The organism is Pseudomonas sp. GW821-FHT07B01 (assembly GCF_059419065.1).
This window is the reverse complement of sequence record NZ_JBWKRA010000037.1, coordinates 1-21,829: the sequence shown is the minus strand read 5'-3', so window position 1 is coordinate 21,829 and position 21,829 is coordinate 1. Positions and strand designations below refer to the sequence as shown.

The 21,829-nt window shown below is 59.7% G+C and carries 21 protein-coding genes; 6 read left to right on the top strand and 15 right to left on the bottom strand.

The features are described 5' to 3' along the window. Window positions 1-166: 166 nt before the first annotated feature. From AC07S6_RS26110 to soxR, 10 genes are all read right to left on the bottom strand, one after another. Window positions 167-1,120: a metal ABC transporter solute-binding protein, Zn/Mn family gene (locus tag AC07S6_RS26110; RefSeq protein WP_495113333.1), complete on the bottom strand. Its 954-nt coding sequence runs from the start codon at window positions 1,118-1,120 to the stop codon at window positions 167-169. Further along, window positions 1,120-2,019: a metal ABC transporter permease gene (locus tag AC07S6_RS26105; protein ID WP_495113332.1), complete on the bottom strand. Its 900-nt coding sequence runs from the start codon at window positions 2,017-2,019 to the stop codon at window positions 1,120-1,122. The genes AC07S6_RS26110 and AC07S6_RS26105 overlap by 1 nt, the downstream gene beginning before the upstream one ends. Next, window positions 2,016-2,762, bottom strand: coding sequence for a metal ABC transporter ATP-binding protein (locus AC07S6_RS26100; RefSeq protein ID WP_072435543.1), 747 nt, complete (start codon window positions 2,760-2,762; stop codon window positions 2,016-2,018). The genes AC07S6_RS26105 and AC07S6_RS26100 overlap by 4 nt, the downstream gene beginning before the upstream one ends. Next, a complete protein-coding gene (locus AC07S6_RS26095) occupies window positions 2,759-3,679 on the bottom strand; it encodes a metal ABC transporter substrate-binding protein (protein WP_032901958.1) in 921 nt (306 codons plus the stop codon). The genes AC07S6_RS26100 and AC07S6_RS26095 overlap by 4 nt, the downstream gene beginning before the upstream one ends. Before the next feature lie 19 nt (window positions 3,680-3,698). Continuing rightward, complete coding sequence (locus tag AC07S6_RS26090) at window positions 3,699-4,259, bottom strand: DUF6162 family protein (protein WP_014717807.1); 561 nt, start codon at window positions 4,257-4,259, stop codon at window positions 3,699-3,701. After that, entirely contained in the window at window positions 4,256-4,579 is a 324-nt protein-coding gene (locus tag AC07S6_RS26085; RefSeq protein ID WP_020301064.1) for a hypothetical protein, read from the bottom strand. The genes AC07S6_RS26090 and AC07S6_RS26085 overlap by 4 nt, the downstream gene beginning before the upstream one ends. Further along, entirely contained in the window at window positions 4,576-5,112 is a 537-nt protein-coding gene (locus AC07S6_RS26080; RefSeq protein WP_197883342.1) for a PA2404 family protein, read from the bottom strand. The genes AC07S6_RS26085 and AC07S6_RS26080 overlap by 4 nt, the downstream gene beginning before the upstream one ends. Beyond that, window positions 5,109-6,311, bottom strand: a complete 1,203-nt coding sequence (locus AC07S6_RS26075; protein ID WP_089042781.1) for a PepSY-associated TM helix domain-containing protein — start codon at window positions 6,309-6,311, stop codon at window positions 5,109-5,111. The genes AC07S6_RS26080 and AC07S6_RS26075 overlap by 4 nt, the downstream gene beginning before the upstream one ends. 283 nt (window positions 6,312-6,594) lie before the next feature. Continuing rightward, window positions 6,595-7,053 (bottom strand): VOC family protein, encoded by a 459-nt coding sequence (locus AC07S6_RS26070; RefSeq protein WP_313043608.1) that lies wholly within the window; start codon window positions 7,051-7,053, stop codon window positions 6,595-6,597. A gap of 81 nt (window positions 7,054-7,134) precedes the next feature. Then, window positions 7,135-7,587, bottom strand: coding sequence for a redox-sensitive transcriptional activator SoxR (gene soxR / locus AC07S6_RS26065; RefSeq protein WP_089042782.1), 453 nt, complete (start codon window positions 7,585-7,587; stop codon window positions 7,135-7,137). 100 nt (window positions 7,588-7,687) lie between these two features. On the opposite strand from soxR, the gene AC07S6_RS26060 reads away from it, so the two are divergent. Beyond that, window positions 7,688-8,053 (top strand): antibiotic biosynthesis monooxygenase, encoded by a 366-nt coding sequence (locus AC07S6_RS26060; protein ID WP_034127271.1) that lies wholly within the window; start codon window positions 7,688-7,690, stop codon window positions 8,051-8,053. On the opposite strand, the gene AC07S6_RS26055 is transcribed toward AC07S6_RS26060, so the two are convergent. Next, window positions 8,042-9,145, bottom strand: coding sequence for a sigma-54 interaction domain-containing protein (locus AC07S6_RS26055; RefSeq protein WP_495113331.1), 1,104 nt, complete (start codon window positions 9,143-9,145; stop codon window positions 8,042-8,044). The genes AC07S6_RS26060 and AC07S6_RS26055 overlap by 12 nt on opposite strands. A gap of 263 nt (window positions 9,146-9,408) precedes the next feature. On the opposite strand from AC07S6_RS26055, the gene AC07S6_RS26050 reads away from it, so the two are divergent. The 5 genes from AC07S6_RS26050 (at window position 9,409) to AC07S6_RS26030 (ending at window position 18,744) form a co-directional block, all read left to right on the top strand. After that, the gene (locus AC07S6_RS26050) at window positions 9,409-9,678 is read left to right on the top strand and encodes a hypothetical protein (protein WP_236452540.1); all 270 of its coding nucleotides are present in this window, start codon (window positions 9,409-9,411) and stop codon (window positions 9,676-9,678) included. 454 nt (window positions 9,679-10,132) lie between these two features. After that, window positions 10,133-14,116 (top strand): DUF1592 domain-containing protein, encoded by a 3,984-nt coding sequence (locus tag AC07S6_RS26045; protein ID WP_495113330.1) that lies wholly within the window; start codon window positions 10,133-10,135, stop codon window positions 14,114-14,116. Between the two features lie 2 nt (window positions 14,117-14,118). Then, the gene (locus tag AC07S6_RS26040) at window positions 14,119-15,489 is read left to right on the top strand and encodes a DUF1552 domain-containing protein (RefSeq protein WP_495113329.1); all 1,371 of its coding nucleotides are present in this window, start codon (window positions 14,119-14,121) and stop codon (window positions 15,487-15,489) included. Window positions 15,490-15,725: 236 nt separating this feature from the next. After that, entirely contained in the window at window positions 15,726-16,886 is a 1,161-nt protein-coding gene (locus tag AC07S6_RS26035; protein ID WP_495113328.1) for a cysteine desulfurase family protein, read from the top strand. Between the two features lie 49 nt (window positions 16,887-16,935). Further along, a complete protein-coding gene (locus AC07S6_RS26030; protein ID WP_495113327.1) occupies window positions 16,936-18,744 on the top strand; it encodes an aminopeptidase P family protein in 1,809 nt (602 codons plus the stop codon). A gap of 38 nt (window positions 18,745-18,782) precedes the next feature. Here the strand turns inward: AC07S6_RS26030 and AC07S6_RS26025 are convergent, their stop codons facing one another. The 4 genes from AC07S6_RS26025 to rhtA form a co-directional block, all read right to left on the bottom strand. After that, on the bottom strand, window positions 18,783-19,373 hold the full coding sequence (locus AC07S6_RS26025) for a 2-hydroxychromene-2-carboxylate isomerase (RefSeq protein WP_058410688.1): 591 nt from the start codon (window positions 19,371-19,373) through the stop codon (window positions 18,783-18,785). A gap of 34 nt (window positions 19,374-19,407) precedes the next feature. Next, complete coding sequence (locus tag AC07S6_RS26020; protein WP_014717823.1) at window positions 19,408-20,139, bottom strand: SDR family oxidoreductase; 732 nt, start codon at window positions 20,137-20,139, stop codon at window positions 19,408-19,410. A gap of 98 nt (window positions 20,140-20,237) precedes the next feature. Then, window positions 20,238-20,519, bottom strand: a complete 282-nt coding sequence (locus AC07S6_RS26015) for a hypothetical protein (protein WP_003190182.1) — start codon at window positions 20,517-20,519, stop codon at window positions 20,238-20,240. 163 nt (window positions 20,520-20,682) lie between these two features. Continuing rightward, complete coding sequence (gene rhtA / locus AC07S6_RS26010) at window positions 20,683-21,570, bottom strand: threonine/homoserine exporter RhtA (protein WP_495113326.1); 888 nt, start codon at window positions 21,568-21,570, stop codon at window positions 20,683-20,685. Between the last annotated feature and the right edge of the window lie 259 nt (window positions 21,571-21,829).

Below are 21,829 nucleotides of genomic sequence, written 5' to 3'. Positions count from 1 at the left end.
CAAGCTCCCTCGCCACAGTTACCGATTCTGTCTTAACTGACTGGCATTAGGGCTTGCTCGCGAATGCGGTGGGACAGTCAGCTAATGCAGCGGCTGGTACATTGCATTCGCGAGCAAGCCCGCTTCCACAGTTGAACCAAGCCAGGCATGCCCGATCGATGGGTTTTCAGGGCGTAAGTGCCTTGATCACTTGGTCCACATTGGTTTCCAACTCCGTCACCGGGTCGGCGCCGTCCACATTCAACACCAATAGTCTGGAGCCGCCGGCAGTGACGGCGGTTTTGACTGCATCGCTGGGTTGACGGTGATGCAGCACCACGGCCACATCGTTGTCCTTCAACGTGCTGCTGAGTTTTTGCAGCGCCTCGGGCGTCCACTCGGCATCGGGCCGTGCATCGGTGCCGAGCACTTCCAGGTTCAGGCTGCTGACCAGGTACGCGAAGTGATCGCTCAAGCTGAGCACACTCAGGTTGTCGGCCTTGGCCAAGCGCGCCTCGCTGTCGGCGGTGAGCTTGAGTAAACGCTGTTTGAGCGCGGCCAGGTTAGCGTCGATCCTGGGTTTGGCAGCCGGCGCCAGGCGGCTCAGGTCGGCGGCCATCACGTCGGCCATGCGCCCCATATTGTTGCTCGATTGCCAGGGTTGGCTGTTCAAGCCATCGGTGACACCCGGTTGTACTGCGATACCCGGCAAGCCCCCGTCCACCGGGCGTGCGGCATCGACCTCGACGATACGGATATTGCTGCGCCGCGCCACGGGGTACAGCGGGTCATCGGCCCACAGCGAGCGCAGGCCGATGGCCGCGTCGGCGTCCAGCGCCAACTTGTTCAATGCCGCAGCACCGCGGCCGGTGAAGTAGGACACCTGCCGCGAACCCGGCAGATTGGCCGGTGCGGCGCGTTCAAGCGCTACGTTGGTGCCTGTGAGCAGCGCCTCGGCCAAGCCGTAGGTAATCGACAGCGACGCCAGCACCTTGACCGGCGGCTTGGTCTTGGTCAGGGCTGCGTGACCGAGGCCCTGGTTGACTTTGAAGTCCTTGGCGTCGAAACCGTCGACGGCCAGTGCCGACGTACTCATCAAGCAAGCGATGGCCAGGGCCAGTGGGCGAAAGACAGGGCGCATTATCCAAGATTCCCTTTGAGGCTGGGCACAACGCCACGGGCGATGGCGGCGAAGGCGAAGGCGATACCGGCAACCAGAATGATGGCGGCGCCGGATGGGATGGGCAGGTCGAAGATGATCGGCAGCAGGATGCCGCACAGGGTGCTGACGGTAGCGATCAACACTGAGATCCAGAAAAACCCTTTGAGTGACTGGCTCAACAGGCGCGCCGCAGCGGCAGGAATCACCAGCAAGGCGCCGACCAGGATTGCGCCTATGACCTTGACCGCGGCCACGGTGATCAGGGTCACCAGGATCACGAACAGGTAGTCCAGGCTTTTCACCGCCACCCCGCGCACTGCCGCCAATTGCGGGTTGAAACTGGCCAGCATGATGCGGTTGTACAACGGCAATGCCAGGGCCATCACCAGCGAGCCGACAATGGCCAGTACCAGCAGATCGTTGCCGTTGACCGTCAGCACCGAGCCAAACAGCACGTTCTCGAGAATGTGCACGTTGATCTTGCCGGCCAGGATCAGCAGCAGGCTTGCCCCCAGTGCCAGGGACACGGACAGGAATACGCCGATCAAGGTATCGGGCGCCAGGCCGGTGCGGTTACGCAGGTAATTGAGCAGGATGCCGAACAGCAGGCAGTAGCCAAACAGGCTGCCATAAGGCCCGGTATAGGATTCGCCCAGCAGAATGCCCACGGCCACGCCGGTCAGCGCGGCATGGCCGACCGCTTCGGAGAAAAACGCAAAGCGCTTGACCACCACCAGCGTACCCAGGCCGCCGAGTACCGGGCCGATCAACAAGCCGGCGAGCAGGGCGTTGACCACAAACCCGTAGGCCAGGGCTTCGGGCAGGTAACCGGCAGAGGCCCAGCCCTGGACCATCAAGCGAAAGGCTTCATAACTCATGGTGCCGGGCTCCGAGGGTGGGTGGAGAACAGAGTGAGCAGGCGGTCCGGGGTCAGCGCCTCTTTCGGTGTGGCGTCGAACAGCACGCGGCGGTTCAGACCGGTGACGCGGTCGGCCAGGCGGCCCACGGCCTCCAGGTCGTGCTCGATCCACAGCACCGTAATCCCTGCCAGGCGCCAGTCGTTCAATAGCCGTTCGAACACCTGGATACCCGCCTCGTCGAGGGCCGACATCGGCTCATCCAGCACCAGCAACTGCGGCGCCGGAATCAGCCCCTGGGCCAGCAGTACGCGCTGGCGCTCACCGCCGGACAACGCGCCCATGCGGCGCTTGCGCTTGTCTTGCATGCCAACGCGCTCGAGGGCATCGCCAATCGCTGCTGCGTAATGCCTGGAAAGGCCCAGAAACGCCGGGCGACGCTGGCACATGGCAGCCATGAAATCGTCCACGGTCATCGGCAAGCCGCGGTCAAATTCCAGCGCCTGGGGCACGTAACCGATGGTGCCGGGTGTGGTTGGCCATTCCAGGCTCAAACGCCCCTGGTGCGGCGTCTGCCCCAGCAGGGTCTTGATCAGCGAGCTTTTACCGCCGCCGTTGGGACCTACCAGTGCGTGGATGCTGCCCGGTTGTACCTGGAAACTCACGCCATCGAGGATTACGGTGCGCCCCAGGGTCAGCGCGACCTGGTCGAAGTTCAGGGTGGGGCCGACGTTGACGGCGTTCAGTTGCTGCGCGGCGGTCATGCTCCCGACTCCTGAATCGCCCGTACCACGGTGTTGAGGTTGCCGGTCATCTCCACTTCGTACTTCTCTGCGCTGTATTCGCCGTAGGAAATATGCGACAGCGGGTACAGCTTGACCCCGGATTCACGCTGGATGGTATCGACGTAGGTGGACGGGAAATCCATCTCCGAGAAGATCACTTTCACATCCAGAGCACGCAGTTCATCGATGGTCTTTTTCAGCTGGCTGGGGCTTGGCTCAATACCGTGGGCCGGCTCGACCACGGCGGTGACTTCCAGGCCAAACTCGCGCAACAGGTAGTCGTAGGCCGCGTGTACGGTGGCGACACGCAGGTCGGGGTTGGGCGCGCTGGTCAGCTTGGCCAGGGCGTCGGCGCGCATCTGGCGCAAGCGCTTGCCGTAGGCGCGAGCGTTCTGGGTGTAGGTTTTGGCGTTGTCCGGGTCGAGCTTGCCCAACTCACGGGCAATGTTATTGACCTGGGCAATCGACGCGCTGATCGACAGGAAGGTGTGCGGGTTGACCACCTTGCCCGCACCGCGTGCCGCGTTACCTGTAGCGGCGAGCAGCGGCACGTTGGCGTTGGCTTCGATCACCGGGATGTCCGGGCGCTCGCTGGTGGCGATCATGCGGTCGGCGAAGTCGTCATGGCCGACGCCGTTGAGTACGATCACATCCAGGGTGCCGATGCGCTTGATGTCTTCGGCGCGCGGCTCGTAGGCGTGCGGGTTGAAACCGGCGGGAATCAGCGGCACCACCTCGGCCTTGTCGCCCACGATATTGGCCACGTAGCTGTAATAGGGGTGCAAGGTAATGCCGATACGCAGGCGCTTGGCCGCCTCGGCATTGGCAAGGGGGGTGAGCATCAGGCTGAACAGGCCAACCAGTAAAAGGCGCAACAGGGGCGATGACATGGACATGGGCTATCGGTCTTCTCGTTCAGTGACGGTGCTGGCGGGTGACGCCAGCATCGAATTGCGCGACCACCTGCTGCCAGCCGGCCGCGATCAGCGCCTGGTCAGTGAGGTCGGAAGGGGCGGCAAGGTTGGCGCTGCGGTTGAGCCAGATATCCGGCTCACTGCCTTGCACGCGCATCAGCAGCGAACCGCTGGTAGCCGGCGCCTGGCTCAAGCCCAGGTAGGCGGCGGGTGCCAGCAGCTGCCAGCGATGGCCGCCACGGCTGACCGAACTGGCATCCTGGGCAAAGGGCGCGAAGCCTTCTTCGGCCAGTTGCTCAGGCGTCGGCAGGGCGCTGTGTTCCTGCTGCAACAGGTGGATTTCATCCAGGGTCACCCGCAGGTCGGCGTAGATGCCTTGCTCGGCGGCGCTCAGGTCGCGGCGGGCGTCCAACTGGTGGCTGGGCACTGCCGCGACTTCCTGGGTTTCCCCGTGCAGCGCCACGACCGTGCCCGCCACCGCGAGGATGATCAGGCACAACAGCAACACATAAAGGGTTTCATGGCCCGCGCCCGCGGGGCGTACAACCTGTGTGGTACTCATTGCGACGGGATATCCGCTTGGTCGATTTCCACCACGTGGCCGGGGCCGGCATCGAACAGCACGTAGAACTCGGCGGCGGGCTTCTTGAAGGTCAGGGTCGAATCTTCGCCGAGCTTGCCCGGCACCAGGATGGTTTCGTCGTAGCCGATCACATCCAGGGTTACGCCGGGGGCGCCACTGCCGTCGGAGAAGCCGCCTTTGCACTGGATCTGCTCGCCGGGGATTTCCTTGCATTCGCACATCGGGTTGTGGGCGAAGGCGGTGGTGCTCAGGCCGGCGCACAGCAACAGCGCGGCGCGGGTGAAGCGCTTGAACGTCATGGTTTGACTCCTTGCTTGTTCAGCCAGGCAATGGTGGCAGGCGAGGCCTGGCTCAGCGGGATGGAACCCTGGTGCATGCTGCCGTCCCACCCTTCCATGGTCACCCATATTTCGGCGTCCGCCGGGGTGCGTTCGGGGATCGGCAGGGCGGCGCCCATACGGTACGGCGTGCCGAAGAAGATCACTCCGGCGGCGCGCAGGCTGCGAGGTTTGCCGATACGCAGGTAAGTGGCCTTGACCTGCTCGGCGCAGGTATCGCACAGGGCAGCGTTGAAGAACTTCATCGGGCCAGCCGGGTTCGGGCTCGGGCCTTCGTTGCGAAACTCGGCCAGCGTCAGGCTCCAGGGGCCGACTTGCACCTGCCCGGCCACGCGCTCGCCGATGCCGGTATCCCCGCGAAACAACGCGGCGTCGGCAAAGTATTTGGGCATGAACCCCAGCGGCACCAGCAACAGCAGGATGTTGATATGGAAACGCCATTTCAGCCAAAAGGCGCGCAGCGGGGACAGGGGGACGGTTGCGACCTTGCTCATCGCTGGGCCTCCGAGGTGTCGGCGTGCATGGCCGGGATGGGCGCGTGCTGACGTTGCGTCTTGGCCTCGCGCTTGAGGGCGTTGAGGGTGGCCAGGGCGGTGCGCTTGGTCCAAATCAGCAAGCCGCTCAATACCATCATGCTCAGCACCAGGCCGAAGAATGCCCAGATCAGCTTGATCCACAAACCGCCAAAATCCCCGGTGTGCAGTGGACGCATCGACTCGGTGACGAATTCCAGCGGGGTACGGTCGGACAACAGGTTGGAGACCGCGATTTCACCGTCATAGGGGTTCAGCTGTGCGGTCTGGAACATCAACGGGTACCAGCCACGCCCGCCGATCTGCAGGTGGCTGTAGGCGTTGCTTGGCATGAACACAAAGCTGGCGTCCAGGCCGGGGATTCGCTCGGCGGCGATGTCGATCGCCTTGTCGATGGGGATCATCGGTGCCGGCACGCCCGGCGCCGACAGCGGCACCTTATCCCGTGCGATCACTGGCACGATGGGTTCACTGGAAATGGATATCTGGTTATCGCCCAGGACGGCCTCGATCAGGAACCAGGTGCCGGTGATAGAAATGACCGCGATAAACCAGATCGACCAGATGCCGCTCAGGCGGTGAAAGTCGCCCCAGAAGATTCGCGCGCCATGGCGGATGCGCAGGGTAGGGCGCAGGAAGCCTTTCCAGAAGCGCTTGTACACCACCAGGCCGGTGACCAACGAGGCGAGCAGCGGCAAGCCCAACGCGGACACCAGGTACCAGCCCCAACTGTACCCATTGGTGAACGGCACCAGCCACCAGCCATGCAGGGCGCGGGTGAATTGCTGGAAATTGAACGAGGGGCTGATGCCCTGGATCGCGCCGGTGTAGGGGTTGGCATACACCTCCACGGAGCGCCCATCCGGGTAGCTGAGGCCGACGCTTAGAGCGAAGTGCGACTCATCCGGGCGGATAATGGACTGGACGATAGCCTTGGGTTCATCGCGCTTGATGGCCGCTATCACTTGGTCAAAGCTCAACGGCTGGGCTTCATCCGACGGCTTGCTGGCGCGGATATCCGGGTTGGCCAGCCACACGATTTCCTGGCTCACCACGGCCAGCGTGCCGGTGACGCAGACGATCAGCACAAAGAACCAGATGGGCAACGCCAGCCAGCTATGGACGAGAAACCAGAGTTTGGAGCGTGACTTCTTCGACATATGAATGAGGGTCTTGAACGGAGGGGGCGATAGAGGCCCGGAAAAGGCCAGTCGTAGCTTTTGCTGACGCGACAGGCTGTATCTAAGTTAAGACGGATGAGAATGAGAAATCCCTAAGGCGTATATGAAAGAAAATGTTTCAGGATTGCATTCAGGGTGTATGGCGTAACCCTGTGGGAACTGGCTTGCCTGCGATGGCGTTGCCCGATTCAACGCATGGACCGAGTCGTCTGCACCGCAGGCAAGCCAGCTCCCACGTGGGAGGTGTATTGCGTTGCAACTATCAGCCTTGCTTGAACAACTCCATGGCGCGCTGGCGGATCTGCTGCTCGGTGAGGTCTTCCTTGTGTGTGGCCAGGAACCAGAGATGACCGAACGGGTCTTTCACGCTCGCAGAGCGGTCGCCATAAAACTGATCCTTCGGCTCGGACACCACAGTGGCGCCGGCATCAACCGCTCGTTGAAATTGTGCGTCCACATCTTCCACATACAGATGCAGACCAATGCTGGTGTGCTCATCCGGATTGCGCAGGGCCATTTGATCGCAGGGCGTACCGAGCATCAGCGACGAATCACCAATCCGCAGTTCGGCATGACCCACCCTGCCGTCGGGCATGTCCAGGCGCATGACTTGCGTGGCGCCAAAGGCTTTTTTGTAGAACTCGATGGCCTCGCCCGCTTTGTCGATGCCCATATAAGGTGTGAGGCTGTGATAACCGTCGGGAATAGCTTTAACGTTCATGACATTCTCCCTGAGTCGAGGTATGAACATTTCACTATAGGCCACGTAATGCGTGGCCTGCGGGCAACCGACGAGGTGCTTTTATCGAGACGGTGTGGTGGGCTCCAGCAGTTGGGCGCCCGGCCCATACTCAGCGAGCTTATCGTCCTGATTGCGCAACGGGCACGCCTCCATCGATAAGCATCCGCAACCGATGCAGCCATTGAGCTTGTCGCGCAGCAGCACCAGTTTGTTGATGCGCTCATCCAGATCTTCACGCCACAACGCCGATAGGCGCTCCCAGTCGTGAACATTGGGTGCGCGCTCATCGGGCAAGGTGCGTAACGCCTCGCCAATGGTAGCCAGCGGAATGCCCAGGCGCTGGGCGATCTTGATCACCACTACGCGCCGCAATACATCCCGTGGATAACGCCGCTGGTTACCTGCATTGCGATTGCTCTTGATCAGCCCTTTTGCCTCGTAGAAGTGCAGGGCAGTAACCGCTACGCCGCTGCGAGCAGCGAGCTGCCCGACGCTGAGTTCCTTATTGAGCATGAACATCTCCCAAACAGTGCTTGACCTCGACTTAACTAGAGGTTTTACCCTGCATGGCATCGAATCGCAAGATTCTGCCTACAAAGAGAGGGGAGTATTCATGCAGGTATCGGAGAAGTGTCGCGGCTTCACTCAATTGATCGAGTTTCAGATCAACCCCCAGCAGCAAGATGCCCTGGTGGCGGCCTTGTCCACTCAAAGCGAACGACTGGCCGAGGGCCACGATGGTTTTCTGAGTGCCAGCGTGCAGGTCAGCGAGGACGGCCGGCGGGTGCTCAATTACTTGCAATGGCAATCGCGCGCAGATGGCGAGGCGGCGTTCAAGTTCTTCGAGCAGCGCGGCGAAGATTTCTGGACGCTGATTCGCGCCCACCAGGCAACGGCGGTGACCTTCGGTTCGTTCCAGGTGCTGCAAAGCTTCGAGCGCAGCCATGACAACGCGCTGCACTGTCGCCTAAATGGATAAATGCAGCATCCGCCCGCCCTGCACGTTTTCGCCAGGTCGACGTTTGTTCACCGCCAGCTCGCCGAGCTTGATCAAGCGCGAGCGCGTGACGTTGCGGCTCAGGCCCAGCAGGTTGGCGGTATGCACCTGGTTGTAATGGCTGAAGCGGTAGGCCGCACGTAAGAGTGCGTCTTCGACCTTTTCATGCAGGGCGCCGGTCTGTTCCTCGAACAGCGTTTGAAACGCCCGCGCCAGCAAGGCTTCGGCGCTGTTACCAATGTGGTGCGGGTTGTCGTCCTGGCGCTCGATACGCCTGTTCGACAGGCGCAAATCGTCTTGCCCTATCACGCCTTTGCGGCAGATCAGTAGGGTGTGATGGATGACGTTTTCCAATTCGCGGATGTTGCCTGGCCAGCTGTAGCTCTTGAGCTTGTGCTCGGCCTCACGGCTGATGGTGATGGGGCCGTAGCCCAGGCGCCGACTGTAGACTTCGATAAAGTGCCAGGTCAGCGGCAGGATATCGCCAGGGCGCTCGCGCAGTGGGCTGAGTTCCAGGCCGACCACGCCGAGACGGTAGTAGAGGTCTTCGCGGAAATGCCCGGCGTTGATGGCCTTTTCCAGTTGTACGTTGGTCGCGGCGAGCACGCGCACATCAATCGCAATGCTTTTGCGCGAGCCCAGGCGTACGACTTCACGCTCCTGCAACACCCGCAACAGTTTGACCTGGATTGCTATTGGCAGATCGCCGATCTCATCGAGGAACAAGGTACCGCCGTCAGCCTCTTCGAACCAGCCGGCCTTGGCGCTCAGGGCACCGGTAAAGGCACCTTTGTCATGGCCGAACAGCTCGGCTTCCACCAGGGATTCGGAGAATGCCCCGCAGTTCACCGCCACGAACGGCCGGTTGCGCCGCGCGCTGAGGTTGTGGATATGGCGCGCCACCAGCTCTTTGCCGGTACCGGTTTCGCCGATGATCAACACGCTTGCGTCGCTGGGTGCCACTTGCTGGATGTGGTTGAGCAAGGCCTGGGATTTAGGGTCTTCAAAGACCTGAGCGGTGGCGCGGATCGAGGTCGCGAGTGCGGGGGAGGGCGGTAGGGTCAACAACTGCATGGGCACCTCGTTGAAGGGCTGTCGCCATGGCGACCGTTGCGTGGCGAACAGTCGGGCTACGTGACGCCACTTATAAAGGGTTGGTTTTATTCCGTAAATGAATGTATTCAAATATTTATAGAACAAAAATGAATATGTGGGTCGCGCTATCGAACCTGCTGTAACGGTTGATAGCGACTATCACGGGCGTTGATTTTTCATGGCAGGGGGGCGGGAGTAGCCTGTGTTCACTGACTCGAAACCTCCTCAGCAGGACCGCCGCCATGAACCGTCTATTCGCTATTTCGTTACTGTTTGTCATCTCTGTCCTCGCCGGGTGCGCGACTCACCCATCGCCTGAGATGCGCCCTTACACGGCAGAAGAAACCAAACAGTTGGCGTTGGAAGCGTTGAGTCGTCGCGGGTTGTCATTTGATGAATACCAACAGCAGCGTGCTGCCCTGACTGGCCAGCCACAGAAAACCTTTGGCTTTGATCAGCAGGCTGAAATGAACGCACAGCGCGCTGCACAGCGCAGCGGCCGTGCGAGTTGAGAACCGGATGACGACAGGTACGTCTTCCGGTTTGACGAGTTGATATCTGTCGGCTAGAACTTAGCCTTAGCAACGCATCACGGCTGCATGATGCAGACGGATGGTTGAGTCGAGTGTCTGATTTTTCCTGTCTCTTTGGCTTCGTGCCATGTCGTAGTTTCGCTGTGGAATAGCATTGCAAGACATTCCAAATTGAATGTACTTCGGGTTGCGTCAGCCGTTCGCGGCGCGTGACTTCGTGCTGGGTGCTTTCTGACGGGATCGTGAAACTGCGCAGTCTTTCTTCGATAGAAATACGCCTGGCCTGCCATTGAGGCTGGTGATCATGAGGATGTCGATCGGTTGGGGTGTGCTTGTTTCGCGCTGTGGTTGGGGCTTGCCTGGCTTGGTTTTCGCGCTGCTCAGCTTTGAGGTATCAGCTGCGGCCTGTACCGAGGCGCCTTATGAGACGGGCGTGATCTATCGGCAGGGCGCCCGAGTGCAGAACGTAGGTCGTCAATTTGAATGTTGGAAAGATGAAGAGGCCCCCATCGGCAGTTGGCAATGGTGCAAGCAGAGCGACTACAACCCTGGCTTGCCCGCCTCCAACGGCGCCGTTATCTGGCCTGACGCCTGGAAAGACCTCGGTGAGTGCGGTAGCTACCAGGGTAACCGTCTGACCTTGAACTTCACCACGTTGAGCGGCCGGGGCCCCATCAGCCAGCCAACGCCGGGTGTGGCACGAGCCGATCAGGTGGTCACTGGCGTATTGCGCTGCAAAGCCGAAGAAATCCCGATCAGTGCCAAGTCCGGCGAAACCATTCACCTCGATAACCTGAAGGCCTGCGACTACCAACTGGTGATGAACCCCGCTGGTGGGTTTGTGCCCTTGAACACACCACGTATCGTTTCCTTCCAGCGAGAGGAGGGTGAGGAACAGGCGGTCACCCTGAAGTATCGGCCACCGGTGCAGGTGGGCAGGCTCAGCGGCCTGCCAGGGGTCAAGATTGAATTGTTTGCCCAGGGGCTGATACAGCCTCGGCAGATGGCGATGGGCAAAGACGTGCTCTATGTGGGCTCCAGTGCGATTCCATCCTACGTCTATGACGGGAAAATCGCCGATATGATCTATGCCTTGCCCCTGGACAATGCCGGCAAACCCACCGGCATCTACGTGATTGCCAGCGGGTTGGAGGAGCCGCACGGTGTGGTTTATCGCGACGGTAATTTGTACTACTCGACCACTGGCGGTCTCTATCGTTTGCGCGATGCCGATGCGCATTACAAGGATCCTTCGCCTGAACTGGTGTTCAAATTCCCCGCCGATGATGCGCCATTTCCTCTGCCTTCCGTGGCGTCTGGCTCCAGCACGCGCTTCTGGCATATGAAGCACCCTTTGCATTTCAACCCGCTGGATCCCACCGACACCGGCCTGTACACCGCCGTTGGCATTCCTTGCAACTTGTGCATGATCCCGCCTGACCCGCGTTACGGTACGTTGCTGCGTTACGACACCGTGACTGGTAAAGCGCAGATTCTTGCAAAAGGGGTGCGTAATTCCGTGGGCTTCGACTGGAACCCGCAGACCGGTGAAATCTGGTTCACCGACAACAACCGCCAGGGCTACCCCAACCCCGACGAAATCAACCGCATCAGCGGCCCAAACCAGCACTTCGGTGTGCCCTATCTGTTTGGCAAAGGCACGCCGGGTTTCACCGATGAGGAGTTTGGCAACCCGGCGGTGATCCAGCCGCCCTTGGTTCAGGGAGCGATTGTTTCCGATAAGTCCCGGCAGCAGGTCGACCCGAAAGACTACGTGCCGGCCGCCTTTGAATTGGGTACCAACACCGCACCCCTGGGGCTGAAGTTCTGGAGTGGTTACCCGGCTCGCACACGTTCGCAGAACATGCTGGTTGCCGTGCATGGGGCGGGCACGGCCGAGCGGCCGGGTATGGATGTGCGACTCGTCTCGATCCAGGACGGAACGCGAGTGGTCAATCAGATCCCGTTGATCAACGGGTTTATCCAGGACCCCCTGCGTTTCGATGTGTATTGCCTGGACGATTCCTGCATTGGTCGGCCGGCTGACTTCCTGGCGCTACCGGACAACAGCCTGCTGATCTCCGATGACGTCGCCGGGGTGATCTATCGCGTCAGTTATGACCCAGCAGGGTTGCCGAACACAGAGTTGACCCTGCGGCCGGCGCTCGCACCGGCACCTGAGTTGGAGAATGAGGTGATCAGTGGCACGCTGATTGCGCCGGGCGGTAATACCCGCCAGTTCCATGCATCCTTCAACCCTGCTGACAGTTATGCCGCATTGGTCCTCAAGGGTTTGCCCTACGGGACTTACCAGGTTCGGCTCAATGATGTGAAAAACTGGATTCCGCAGACGCGCAATACTTCACTCACCTTGTCTGCCGACGACAACAAGCACGTGTTGAACATGCAATACCGTCTGCGGCCGATCAAGTTGGATATCAAAATCACGGTGTTGGCGCCGCCCAAGCCTGCGTCGGTAACGGATTCCACTTGGCATTTCACACTCAAGCTCAAGGGCTCTACGAGCACCGAGCCCAAAGTGGTGCAGGTGCCTTGGGGCGAAAGTGTCACCGAGCTTCTGGACTATGGGGATTACGAGGTCATCTATCCCTTTTACCCACAGGAACTGCCACAGCCGGAACAGGTAGCGCTGCGTATCAACGAGGACAGCCAGGACGAGCAACTGACACCTATCAGTTACCGTCATGAATCGAAATTGGGCGAAACAGTGCTTGCCGAATCCTGCACCAAATGCCACGCGGTGGAGTTCTTCAATAACCTGCGCATGGCGGTGGCATGGAGCAGTGCTGGCCAGGATGCGTTGGTGCGGCAAATCCAGAGCATGCCGGTGGCCGGGCATTGCGACACCACCTGTGCGACCGAAATCAGCAAGCATTTGTTTGAGGTGGTGTGGGCGCCCTACCTGAGCCCGAGCGAGGCTCACGGTCAGCGCCAGTTGCGCTTGCTGACGCGCGATGAATACGCGGCCAGTGTCAAGGACATACTGGGCGTGGAGGTCAATACTCAGAAGCTGCCGGCAGATAAATCCGAGAAAGACTTCAAGTTCCCAGGTGAAGCCAGCAAAGGGCTGTTGCAGGCTGAAGACATCAAGCAGTTGTATGACATGGCGGTGTCGGTCGCCGAGCAGGTGGCACCTGAGCGTGTAAAACGCTTCAAATCCACTGCCGGTACCCTTGAGGTCAGTGCCCTTGGTTATCAAGTGTTCCGCCGCCATTTGAGCCCGTCAGAGCTGTCGCGTTATCAGGCGGTGTTGGATGAGCACGGCGAGCGGGCGCTGATCGCTGCGCTGCTGTTGTCGCCCAACTTCCTGTATCGCTCGGAGTTGGGCCAGGTTGTCGCGGGGCAGGCCGATGTCTACAAGCTGACCCCTTATGAGACCGCAACCGCATTGTCCTACACCTATCAAGGCACCACTCCGGACGCGCAACTGCTGGCCAAGGCAGAGCGCAACGAGTTGCAGACAGTGCAGCAAATCAGCGCAGAAATAGACCGAATGATGCGCAGTGAACGCGGGCTTGAGCAGTTCAATCGGTTCATCAGTTACTACATCAAGACTCAGCGCGGGGTGCAGGAGAAGCCCGGCCTGAGCGCACAGATGATCCAGTTGATGACCCAGGAGCAGGCCCTGTTGACCCGTCATGTGATGCTCGACGGCAAGGGGACGCTGGACGAACTGTTCAACCCAGGCGTGACGTTCCTCAATAAGGCGCTGGCCGAACACTACGGTATCGGCGGCGTAACCGGTGACACGCTGCACAAAGTCGCCGTGGATGAGAAACGGGGGGGCTTGCTGCACTTGGGGCTTTTCCAGGCCTCAACCTCTGACTATCAGGTCACCTCACTGGTCAAGCGCGGTATTGCCATTCGCGAGCAGCTTTTCTGCCGGGAGTTTGGTGCGCCGGTCGAAGCCGAGCCCACAGAGCCGGCCTACCCTGCGCGTGCGATCAGTACCCGTGAACGCTGGGACCTGATTAATGGTGAGCAGGCTTCGGGAGGGCGTTGCTGGCAGTGCCATCAGTACATGAACGACACCGGCGCATCGATGGAGCATTACGACGCTGCCGGGCGCTATCGCCAGCAGGAGCCTGCCTACAACTACGCGCAGTTCCCTGTGCAGTTGCCGATCAAAGCGTCCGGTCCGTTCATTGGGGTTGATGGCGCGGTGCCTATCGACGATGTGCGAGGTATCTCCAAGCTGATCGCGCACAACTCGGCGTCTCTGTTCTGCATGGCGGATAGCTATTTCCGTTTCGCTTCGGGCAACAAATCCGACGAGTCCACTTCCGCAACGGTCAAGGCATTGGTCGACGGGCTGAAGGGCAATGGCTCATTACCAGCGATGCTGCGCACGCTGGGTACCTCCAACGCGTTCCAATTCAAGACGCAGAGGGATTGATCATGGATATCTTGAAAAGTCGTCGTCGCTTTCTGACCGGCCTGGCTGCGGTAGGTGTGTTCGGCCCGCTCACCCAGTGTGGCCTGGCGCGTATGGCCTTGGCCGGGCAAAACCAGCAGGCCAAGTTAAAAGTGGTTTTCTTTGTGGTGCCTGATGGCCTGGCAGTCGACTCTGCAACCGCCTATTCCAGTGATGGTCGAGGCCTCTGGCATCCCGCTGCCGAAGCTTTGGACACTTCCGACTTCCAGCTCAACGAGGTCAGCCAGGAGCTGGCGGCCTATAAAAACCAGTCCTTGTACCTGCGTGGCACGATTCTGGGCCCTGGCAATGAAGGCCATAACGGCTGGACGTGGGCGTTGCGCGACCGTGAGAAGAAGATGGCGTCGATTGATGTGTTGCTTGGCCGCCATATGCCGGGGACCGATCCGTCCCAGCGGAGTCTTTTTGCAGGACCGCACTCGGGCATTGACGGGACTGCGTGGCAGGTATCCTGGGAAGGGCCGGAGAATGGCGGCGCAATGCGCAGGCCTGAGCAGGACCCGGTGGTGATGTACGAGAAGATCTTTGGCACGGTCGGTCGTGAGGTGCGCGAGCAGCAGATGCGAAACATGCATGTATTTGATCCGGTGCTGGCGGATATCAACGAGCTGCGAGGCAGACTTGCGGGGGCGCAAAAGCAGAAGCTCGATATGCAGCTTGATTCGGTTGAGCAGGTCATGAAAGACATGGAAGAAACTCTGCCACCCATTGGCGAATGTTCGCCTTTGCAGATGGACACGTTGCCGTTCAAATCTGCGGAATTTCGTAACCAGGTACAGCATCACCACCATCAGGTGGTTGCCACAGCGCTGGGGTGTGGCATCACGCGTGTAGCGACGATTCAAGTCGGGCGCTCGGCGGAGTCGCTCAATATCCTGGACGTCAGTAATGTGACCAACCCCCATGACTGCGCCCATCGTTATGCTGGGCTGGACGTATGGAAACGATCCCGGCAGTGGTATACCCAGCGAGCCAAGTTGTTCATGGACGAGTTGGCGAAGCATGCCGATCCCGATGTGCCGGGTGACAGCCTGCTTGAACACACGCTTGTGGTATTCACCAGCGAGATGGCCGATGGTGCCCCGGAGCATACGAAGGATATGCCGCTGGTACTGATGGGCGGGGCCAGCGGGTTGTTGAAGAGCGGCGATGGCGCAGGACGCTATTTCAACATCACGGCCCAGGGTGATCGTCAACAAGAAGGCAACCCGGTCATTGGCAATAAAATGGTCGATATGCAGCGAATCTGGGCCACCATCGCCCGGGCAGCCGGAACCGTTGTGCCCTACAACGGAAACATCGATCCGGTGAGCGGGTTGTTTACTAACGTTTGAGTCGCCTGGCGCTGCACTAAAAGCCGAAAAGTCCGTATGGCGGATTTTTCGGCTTTTTGCATTTGCACCCAATCGCCTTTGAGCCTGTTAAGCTGAAAATCAGGAGCGTTCCTACGCACATTTACATCACGTGATTCTTCTTCAATGGCACTCGATCAGTTAAACCTGACGACCTCTGTTCTGTTCGATGCCCCCGGGACGCCGCTCTCGGGAACACGCTCTGCGAGTTTTACGCCATGAATAAACGTCCGTTGTATTTCGACTATGCCGCCACCACGCCAGTGGATGAGCGAGTTATCCAGGTGATGGTCGAGTGCCTGGGTTTCAATGCCAATTTTGGCAACCCGGCGTCCAGTTCCCATGCATTCGGCCAGGCGGCCCGGCAAACGGTTGAACAGGCGCGACGGCAGGTGGCCGAATTGGTCGGCGCCCAGCCAGAGCAAATTGTCTGGACTTCCGGTGCCACCGAGTCCAACAACCTTGCGATCAAAGGGGTGGCCCAGGCGCGAGGGCTGGCGGGTGGGCATATCATCACCAGCCAGATCGAGCACAAGGCCACCCTCGACACCGCGCGGCAGTTGCAGGAAGCCGGCGTGGCTGTGACCTATCTGGTGCCCGATGCCGATGGCTTGATCAGCGTTCAGGCTGTCAGTGAGGCATTGCGTGAGGACACCTTCCTGGTGTCTTTAATGTTGGTCAATAATGAACTGGGCACCCTTAACGACATTCCGGCTATCGGCGCGCGGGTGCGTGAGCAGGGCGCGCTGTTTCACGTGGACGCGGCACAGGGGGCGGGCAAGGTTGCCATTGACCTGGCGCAGTGGTCGGTGGATTTGATGTCTTTTTCCGCCCACAAGCTCTACGGCCCCAAAGGCATCGGCGCGCTGTACGTTGGGCCTCGTGCGCAGCAGAAAGTGTTGGCGCAAATTCATGGCGGCGGCCACGAAGGTGGCTTGCGTTCGGGCACCCTTGCGACGCATCAGATTGCGGGCATGGGCACGGCGTTCGCTCTGGCGGCGGCGTACTTTGCTGAGGAAAAGGCGCAGATCGTGGCCTTGCGTGAGCGTTTGTTGGACCAGTTGGCGTCGATTCCCGGAGTACGCCTCAATGGCAGCCCAACCCAGCGTATTCCCCACACCCTCAGCCTGACGTTCAGTGACGGCGAATTCAATGCTGCCGCCTTGAGTGCGGGCATTGCCTTTTCGGCGACTTCAGCGTGCAATTCGGCGAGCAATGCACCGTCCCACGTCCTGGTGGCCCTGGGGCATGATGCCCGCAGCGCTGGTCGCACTATTCGCTTGAGCCTGGGCCGGTTCACCACCGAACGGGATATCGACGACGCTGTGCAATTGATCAAGACGGTACAGGCCAGCGCACCAGCGTTCTGGGCTGTCTGATACTTCATTCGCAATACATAACAATTATTAGTGGTTAGCAGGAGACACAATGAGTACGCAGCCTTTGACCCATGGAACGGTTCCCCAGCGCCTGGCGCACACCCGTGAACTGATGCGCCGCGAAGGCATTCATGCCTTGCTGGTGCCATCGGCGGACCCGCATTTGTCCGAATATTTGCCGGGTTACTGGCAAGGGCGCCAGTGGTTGTCCGGTTTTCATGGCTCGGTGGGCACTCTGATCGTCACGGCGGAGTTCGCCGGGGTCTGGGCGGATAGCCGTTATTGGGAACAGGCGACCAAGGAGCTCAAGGGCAGCGGTATCGAGTTGGTGAAGCTGCAACCGGGTCAGCCCGGTCCGCTGGAGTGGCTGGCCGAGCAAACCCCTGAGGGTGGCGTGGTGGCGGTGGACGGTGCGGTCATGGCCGTGGCCTCGGCACGTACCCTGGGTGGGAAGTTGGCCGAGCGTGGCGCGCGTCTGCGTACCGATATCGATGTGCTCGATGAAGTCTGGCAAGACCGCCCGGCGTTGCCGAACCAGCCGATTTATCAGCATCTGCCGCCCCAAGCCACCGTCAGTCGTGGCGAGAAACTGGCCGCCTTGCGTGCCAGTTTGAAAGACAAGGGCGCCGATTGGCATTTCATCGCGACGCTGGACGACATCGCCTGGCTATTCAACCTGCGCGGCGCTGATGTGTCGTTCAATCCGGTGTTTGTGTCCTTTGCCTTGATCAATCAGCAACAGGCCACTTTGTTTGTGGCGTTGGGCAAGGTCGATGCGCAACTGCGGGCGGTGCTTGAGCAGGATGGCGTGACCCTGCGTGATTACAGCGAGGTGGCGCAAGCGCTGCGAGCGGTACCGGCGGGCGCAAGCTTGCAAGTAGACCCCGCCCGCGTCACCGCCGGCTTGCTGGAAAACCTCGACGCGGGCGTCAAGCTGGTTGAAGGCCTCAACCCCACCACACTGGCTAAATCCCGCAAGAGCCTGGCGGATGCGGAACATATCCGCCAAGCCATGGAGCAGGATGGTGCGGCGCTGTGCGAATTCTTTGCCTGGCTCGACAGCGCCCTGGGTCGCGAGCGCATTACCGAACTGACGATTGACGAACACCTGACCGCTGCACGTACCCGCCGCCCAGGCTATGTATCGCTGAGTTTCAACACCATTGCCGCCTTCAACGCCAACGGCGCGATGCCGCATTACCACGCCACCGAAGAAGAGCATGCGCTGATCGAAGGTGATGGCTTGCTGTTGATCGACTCGGGCGGCCAATACCTGGGCGGAACCACGGACATCACGCGGATGGTGCCTATCGGTACACCGAGTGAGGAGCAGAAACGCGATTGCACGCGGGTGCTCAAGGGGGTGATTGCTCTGTCCCGTGCGCAGTTCCCCAAGGGCATTCTTTCACCGTTGCTGGATGCCATTGCCCGTGCGCCGATATGGGCAGAAGGCGTGGACTACGGTCACGGCACAGGCCACGGCGTGGGTTATTTCCTCAACGTACATGAAGGTCCGCAGGTCATTGCCTATCAGGCTGCTGCGGCGCCACAAACGGCGATGCAGCCAGGGATGATTACTTCAATTGAACCGGGTACTTATCGCCCTGGCCGTTGGGGCGTGCGCATTGAGAACCTGGTGTTGAACCGTGAAGCGAGCAAGACCGAGTTTGGCGAATTCCTCAAGTTCGAAACCCTGACCCTGTGCCCAATTGATACCCGCTGCCTGGTGCCGTCGTTGCTCACGGCGGATGAGCGTGAATGGTTCAACGCGTATCACGCCCAGGTGCGTGAGCGTTTGAGCCCGCTGCTCAATGGTGCAGCGCTTGAATGGTTGCAGGTGCGCACTGCGGCGATTTGATCGGTTGCAGCCAAGGCATTGCCGGCTGCAATCAACACCTAGCTGAGGGCTTCACGCACAAAGTCCAGGCGGTCCTGGCCGAAGAACAGCTGGTTTCCTACAAAGAAACTGGGAGCGCCGAACACGCCGCGCTTAATGGCTTGTTCGGTTTTTTCCTTGAGAGCGTCCTTGACGGCTGCATCATTGGACAGGGCCAGTACCTGCTCGGGATCGAACCCCTGTTCGGTGAGCACATTGGCCACGACCTCTGGGTCGCCCAGGTGACGGCCTTCCATCCAGAGTGCGCGGAACAGGCAGTCGATGAAGTCGAGGAAGCGCTCAGGCTGGTGGATTTGAATGCCGGTGACGGCGCGCATCAGCACCAAGGTATTGATGGGAAAGTGCGGGTTGAACCTGAGTGGCACGTTGTAGCGTTTGGCGTAACGCGCCAGGTCATCGAGCATATAGCGCCCCTTGGCGGGCACCATGATCGGCGAGGCATTGCCCGTGGCCTTGAATACACCGCCCAACAGCATCGGTTGATACACCACCTGTGCGCCGGTTTTAGCGCACAGCGCCGGCAACTGGGTATAGGCCAGGTAAGTCGCGGGGCTGCCGAGATCAAAGAAGAACTCCAGGGTTTTACTCATGGTCTGTACTCACTGCTTATTGTTATAGAGGGAGTCACCAGGTTTCATTCCAGGGGCGCAGGTCCAGTTCGAACGTCCAGGCGTCCCGTGGCTGGCGATGCAGGAACCAGTAGTTGTCGGCAATATGGTCAGGGTTGAGGAGGGCGTCCTGATCCTTGAGGGCGTATTTTTGCGGGAAGTTCTCGCGAATGAAGTCGGTATCGATGGCACCGTCGACTACCACATGGGCGACATGGATGTTCATCGGGCCTAACTCCCGCGCCATGCTTTGTGCCAGGGCGCGTATCCCATGCTTGGCGCCAGCGAAGGCAGCAAACCCCGCGCTTCCGCGCAAGCCGGCGGTGGCTCCGGTGAACAGGATAGTGCCGCGGTTACGCGTGACCATGCGTTTGGCGACTTCCCGTGCGTTCAGGAAGCCGGAGAAGCACGCCATCTCCCAGATCTTGAAGTACTTGCGTGCGGTTTCTTCCAGAATGCTGCAAGGCACATTGGCGCCGATGTTGAAGACGAACGCTTCAATAGGTCCCAGCTCGGTTTCGATTTGCTCGACCAGAGCGATCACGTCCTCTTCTTTACGTGCATCACAGGCAAAACCATGGGCTTCACCGCCCGCCAACTGAATGCTGTCTACCAGGGGCTGCAGTTTGTCGGCGCTGCGACGGGTGACGCAGGCGATGTAGCCTTCGCGGGCAAAGCGTTTGGCTATGGCGCCGCCGGTCGCGTCACCGGCACCCACTACTAATACGATTTTCTTGTTGTGCGGCATGGGAACTCCATTGGTTCGATGGTCGAGCAGGAGTTTAGCCTTCGTGCCGCAACTGGCCTGAAGTTAAGATGAGCAGTCAGGAAAGACTGCTCGGGCAGCTATTTGCAGATGACGATCATACTGCGGCTGGTATAGCCGGCAGGGTTGAGGCCGAAGGGATAGTCCCCAGGCTCCTCGGAGTTGTCGCCGGATTTGGCTATCACCCGGTAGCCCTTGGCACCGCATGAGTTGGCTGCACTGGTGTAGCACTGGTCCCAGGAGGAGGACAGGCCTGAACAGTTGATATGCAGCCCTTTTTTACCCCGTTTCACTTCTGTTTTTGTGGTTGCAGCACAGCCAGCGATGCCCACAACCAGCAACAGTATCAAAATTCGTTTCATTCCCATCCTTAATAGCCGCCCTGCAAAAGAACAGAGCCGCTTTACTCGCTCTCGAGCGAAGCGTTCATGCTGTCCGTGTCGAAATTCTCCATGAATGACATTCGGTTACGGCCTAAACATGGCCTAAATGAGCGGCAAATACCAGAGCTGGCTTTAAAGATGATCAGTCGGCAGGCACCAGTGGTTTGGATTCGTTGCGCATCGTCAACGTGGCGCCTACGGAAGCCAGGATAATGCAGGTGATGGCCAGCCATTGGGCCAGGGATAAGTGCTCATGCAGAAAGAGCAGGCCGGAGAGGGCGCCGAACGCCGGTTCTATACTCATCAACGTGCCGAATGTGCGAGCGGGAAGGCGAGTCAGTGCGACCATCTCCAAGGTGTAGGGCAAGGCGGTGGACAGAATTGCGACGCCAATGGCGATAGGGATCAGGGCGGGCGTCAGCAGCGCGGCGCCCGCATGCACGATGCCGATCGGTGCGACGAACAGGGCCGCAATCATCACGCCGAGTGCAGCGGTCTGAACACCATTGTCGTTCCCAGCCTTTTGGCCGAATAAAATATAGAGGGCCCAGCATCCGCCTGCGCCCAGTGCGTAAGCCGCGCCGACCCAGTCGATACCGCTACTGGCCTCGCCCATCGGAATCAACAGCAGCAGGCCGATGATCGCCAGGGCAATCCACAGGAAGTCGACAGCTCGGCGCGAGGCATAGATAGCGACGGCAAGCGGGCCTGTGAATTCGAGTGCTACGGCAATCCCCAGCGGTACGGTGCGAAGGGACATATAGAAGAGGAAGTTCATGCCGCCCAGCGCCATCCCGTAAATGATCACCGTGCGCAAGGACTTGGCTGTCAGCGTGGCGCGCCATGGGCGTAATAGCACCAGCATGATCACACTGGCGAAAATCAAACGCAGAGCAGTGGTGCCTTGTGCGCCAACAATAGGAAACATGCTTTTGGCCAATGACGCACCGGATTGGATGGACGCCATGGCGATCAATAGTAGGCCGATCGGAAACAATGCGGTTGCCAGGCTGCGAGGTGGGGTGGTCATTGCGGTAGTTCTTCCGAAGTCATGATCGATAAATACGTGGCGCTATGATGCTTAACTGTCAATGAATGAGCAATATATTGCTCAAATACTGACTCATAGCTATCTATATAGTGGAAGCATCGGGTTTTTGAGGTTTTTGATAGAAAAACCGAATAATTGGGTTGACGGCAGATTCTGGAAGCCTATAATTCGCCCCACTTCCGGCGCAGTCGAAACGGAAAACTCCTTGGTAAACAATGAGTTACGCAGTTCTCGACAG